The sequence below is a fragment of the Luteolibacter sp. genome (genome assembly GCF_058122085.1).
Genome location: NZ_JBIKBQ010000194.1, coordinates 1 through 3,294 on the forward strand (window position 1 = coordinate 1; position 3,294 = coordinate 3,294).

Genomic DNA, 3,294 nt, shown 5'->3' on the forward strand with positions numbered 1-3,294 from the left:
GATTTGAAACGTTTGTTCAAACAGGCGATGTCGGAACATCGCCCGATCAACCAGCACCAATCGATTTTAACATTTTAACGAAAAAAAATCCTCTTCCTTTGCGAGGTGATATTCTCCAATCGCAGCAACATGTCATACGAAGACATCCGGACTTACCTGAAGGTGCTGTTGCGGCAAGCCGGGGACGATCCCCAGAAGGTGCAAATCGATGGCAATGTGATTGATCCCGGACGCATCCGGGCAGTCGAGCATTCCAAGCTTGCGGGGTTACAGGTGGCGGATGCCGTGGCGTCAGGCTTCCACTTTGCGTTGAAAGTGAACCGCTACGGTGAAACCGAAACCGGCTATCTCCCGCACCTGAAGAAGGGGATTTTCCGGCACAAGGAAGTTGCGATGGGCTACGGTCTGAAATTGTGGCCGGAGGGCCTCGATGCGCTAAAAAACAAAGCCCCCGAGGTTCTAATCCTCGAGGGCTTGTAAAATCAGATGGCCCCAAGAACCGAGGATCCCACCCATAAGGGCTGCCACTCGTGAGAGCGACCTCTACATTTCCTGCGCTTGCCGGGCGGAAGATCGCATCGGGCCCCCCGTCCGGTCAAGGCCGCAATTCCAGAGAGTAATTGAAGCATCATGCCACCATGGACCATTACCAAAGACTCATCGAGGCCGCCCGCAGCCGCCTCGCGGATCTGGAGCTGGATTACGGGGTGGAGAAGTCCAAGGTGGACTCGGTGCGTTCGCGTTTGTTCGGTGCCCTGCGTCCCTACTACCAGGAACGCGACCGGCTGCGGCTCTTGATCCAATACCGCAAGGCCTTCATCGACCGCCTGCTGGCCGGTGGCGAGGAAGCTGCCGAAAAAACTGCCGCCGACTACCAGCGTGAAGCGGCGGAGAAAGACCGGTGGGTAAAAACTGAAAAGCTGAAAACTGAAAAGCTGAAATGAAGAGGAAGATAGAGCGCTCAAAGGGAAACGGGAGCTCAACGACGACGAGACGGCGCGGCTCAAGCAACTTTGGAAGAAGCTGGTGCGGATGTTCCACCCGGACCTCCACGAGCAGGACCCGGAAAAGCGCAAGACCTACGAACGCCTCACCCAGGCCATCAACGAAGCCCGCGACGAGGAAAAAGGGCGACATCGACTTGCTGGAACACATCGCCAAAGACCCGCAGGCGTTCATCCGCCAACAAGGCTGGGCCAGCGTTTCCCTCGACGGCGATCATTCTTTATCATTCACCCGCAGCCAGCGCGACCTGTTCCACCAGTGCGGGTGAGACGTAGAGGCCAGCGGCCAGCATTCGATTAAAAACCGGTCGGCAGGCAGGTATCAACCCTCGCTTTTTGGCGAGTACCACCAAGCTGAGAGTGCCACGCATGGGAACTCCGAAAACCATTGCGCAGCGACGAGCGGCGGCATCATCCAACACCGCTTCCTGTCCGGGATTGGCCATGGCCATTGCAATCACGGCGATTTCGCCCGCGCCCAGATCCCATGCCAGCAAGTCGTTCGTGGGAGCATCGTCCCGCACCATGCATGCCGCGCCTTGTGGCGCTTCGAGCCATCGGCGTGCAGGGTCATTTGGAGATCCGGCTACCACTTCGGCGGCGACGGATTCGGGAACAAGGATGCGTCCCATTTGCAGCAACCAGTCAAGTTGCCCGGCTTTCCCGAGTAGGATCAGCGGTGAGGCATCGATGATCCAATGCTCAGTCACGGGCAAGTTCCTCGGCGAGTTCTGCGGTAGTGGTCTGCACGGCTGAGACCTGGAACCTGCCGCAACCCAACAGGAATTCCTCGCGCGAGACACCTGCAAGGGCAGCTGCCTTGGATTGGGAGATCATCCCCGCTTCAAACCATTTCAGGGCCGCTGCAAGCCGCAGTTCGCGGGCAAACTGAGGTGGCGACAGGCGCAAGGCGCTGAACGCGGATTCAGGGATGTCCATTTCGATGTGCATGTTGCAACCCTAGCGCCTTCAGGCACGGCTGTCACCGGCATTCTAGGATGATTTGCAGGCCCGGAAAAGTGAGGAGAAACAACGGTAAACCGCGTTTTGAAAAGCACGGTGCCTGCTGGCCGGTGGCGAGGAAGCTGCCGAGAAGACCGCCGCCGACTACCCGCGCGAAGCGGCGGAGAAAGACCGGTGGGTAAAAGCTGAAAACTGAGAGGCTGAGATGCTGAAATTGAAAAGGCGACCGGGGAGACATCGATTTGCTGGAACGCATCGCCAAAGACCCGCAGGCGTTCATCCGCCAACAAGGCTGGGCCAGCGTTTCCCTCGACGGGGATCACACCCTCATGGAACTCCGCTCCCTTTACGAGCATCTCCAAGCCAGAATGCTGGAACTCATTGAAACCCTCGAAACCCTACACGCCAGCCCGGATTACGAAGTCTCCCTGTTCGCCGGGAAAGACGCCGCCGTGATCGACACCATCGCCGCCGCGCAGCAGGAGGAACTGGAGAAAGAGATCGTCAGCTTGCAGGCCGAGGCCCTTGAGACTGAAAAGGAAATCGAGGAATTGGTGGGAAGCTCGCCGTTTTAGATCCGGGTGATCAAGCAGCCGGTTGCACTTCCATGTCGATGCGCTGGCCGAGTTCGATTCGGACGCGCTGCATTTCATAATGAAGCTGGAGCCGCATCCAGAAACCCTCTTCCATGCCAAAGAAGCGGGACAAGCGGAGATCGTATTCCGGCGTGCAACGGCGGCGACCGGACTTCATTTCGGAGAGGTGGGAGGCAAGAATGCCGGTGGCTTTGGCGATCTCCTTCTGGGTGGAGGGCCACTCATCAAAAGTCTCGCGAAGTGTCTCGGCAAAGGCGTTGGGAAGATGCATGGTTTTCATGGGAGGTCAGTGGTAATCGGCGATTTGGACTTGGTGGGCGTGGTTGTCTTTCCAGACAAAAATGAGAATCGCTGCAAGTGGAAATCTCAAATTGGACTCCGGCCAGTTCCCTTACTCACTCAATACCCCTGCAAGTCGAGCTGATCGCCACTGAGGATTTTCACGCGTTTTCCCATCTTCTTCTGGATCAGTTGGAAATGATCCATCTCCGCGGGGCTGATGAGTGAAATCGCGTCGCCGGGATTTTCCGCGCGGCCGGTGCGGCCGATGCGGTGGACGTAGTCCTTGGGCGAGCGGGGCAGCTCGTAGTTGATGACGCAGGGCAGGAACTCGATGTCGATGCCGCGGGCTAGCAGGTCGGTGGCGACGAGGACGCGCAGTTCGCCGGCCTTGAATTGCCGCAGGGTGTCACGCCGGGTTTGCTGGCTGAGTTTGGAGTGCACCGAGGCGG

At 58.0% G+C, this 3,294-nt stretch carries 8 protein-coding genes; 4 read left to right on the forward strand and 4 right to left on the reverse strand.

Annotated features, from left to right (window positions below; translation table 11 throughout):
* The 3 genes from AC4DF4_RS18335 to AC4DF4_RS18345 form a co-directional block, all read left to right on the forward strand.
* The coding region (locus AC4DF4_RS18335; RefSeq protein WP_490049541.1) for a hypothetical protein at positions 1-224 on the forward strand (224 nt) is incomplete at its 5' end.
* Entirely contained in the window at positions 199-480 is a 282-nt protein-coding gene (locus AC4DF4_RS18340) for a hypothetical protein (RefSeq protein WP_490049542.1), read from the forward strand. The genes AC4DF4_RS18335 and AC4DF4_RS18340, both read left to right, overlap by 26 nt.
* Positions 481-638: 158 nt before the next feature.
* The gene (locus AC4DF4_RS18345; protein WP_490049543.1) at positions 639-944 is read left to right on the forward strand and encodes a hypothetical protein; all 306 of its coding nucleotides are present in this window, start codon (positions 639-641) and stop codon (positions 942-944) included.
* A 284-nt stretch (positions 945-1,228) separates the two neighbouring features.
* On the opposite strand, the gene AC4DF4_RS18350 is transcribed toward AC4DF4_RS18345, so the two are convergent.
* Positions 1,229-1,714: a PIN domain-containing protein gene (locus tag AC4DF4_RS18350; RefSeq protein ID WP_490049544.1), complete on the reverse strand. Its 486-nt coding sequence runs from the start codon at positions 1,712-1,714 to the stop codon at positions 1,229-1,231.
* Positions 1,707-1,955, reverse strand: coding sequence for a UPF0175 family protein (locus AC4DF4_RS18355; protein WP_490049545.1), 249 nt, complete (start codon positions 1,953-1,955; stop codon positions 1,707-1,709). Before AC4DF4_RS18355 ends, AC4DF4_RS18350 begins: the two co-directional genes overlap by 8 nt.
* Before the next feature lie 254 nt (positions 1,956-2,209).
* On the opposite strand from AC4DF4_RS18355, the gene AC4DF4_RS18360 reads away from it, so the two are divergent.
* A complete protein-coding gene (locus AC4DF4_RS18360) occupies positions 2,210-2,542 on the forward strand; it encodes a hypothetical protein (protein ID WP_490049546.1) in 333 nt (110 codons plus the stop codon).
* Positions 2,543-2,552: 10 nt separating this feature from the next.
* On the opposite strand, the gene AC4DF4_RS18365 is transcribed toward AC4DF4_RS18360, so the two are convergent.
* Both AC4DF4_RS18365 and AC4DF4_RS18370 read right to left on the reverse strand, forming a co-directional pair.
* Entirely contained in the window at positions 2,553-2,843 is a 291-nt protein-coding gene (locus AC4DF4_RS18365) for a HigA family addiction module antitoxin (RefSeq protein WP_490049547.1), read from the reverse strand.
* A gap of 119 nt (positions 2,844-2,962) precedes the next feature.
* Positions 2,963-3,294: helicase-related protein (locus AC4DF4_RS18370; protein WP_490049548.1), on the reverse strand; the 332-nt coding region annotated here is incomplete at its 5' end.

What these genes read in the sequence shown, in the direction of transcription:
- AC4DF4_RS18345 (WP_490049543.1), top strand. Translation starts at nt 639, where the DNA reads ATGGACCATTACCAAAGACTCATCGAGGCCGCCCGCAGCCGCCTCGCG.
- AC4DF4_RS18355 (WP_490049545.1), bottom strand. Translation starts at nt 1,955, where the DNA reads ATGCACATCGAAATGGACATCCCTGAATCCGCGTTCAGCGCCTTGCGC.
- AC4DF4_RS18365 (WP_490049547.1), bottom strand. Translation starts at nt 2,843, where the DNA reads ATGAAAACCATGCATCTTCCCAACGCCTTTGCCGAGACACTTCGCGAG.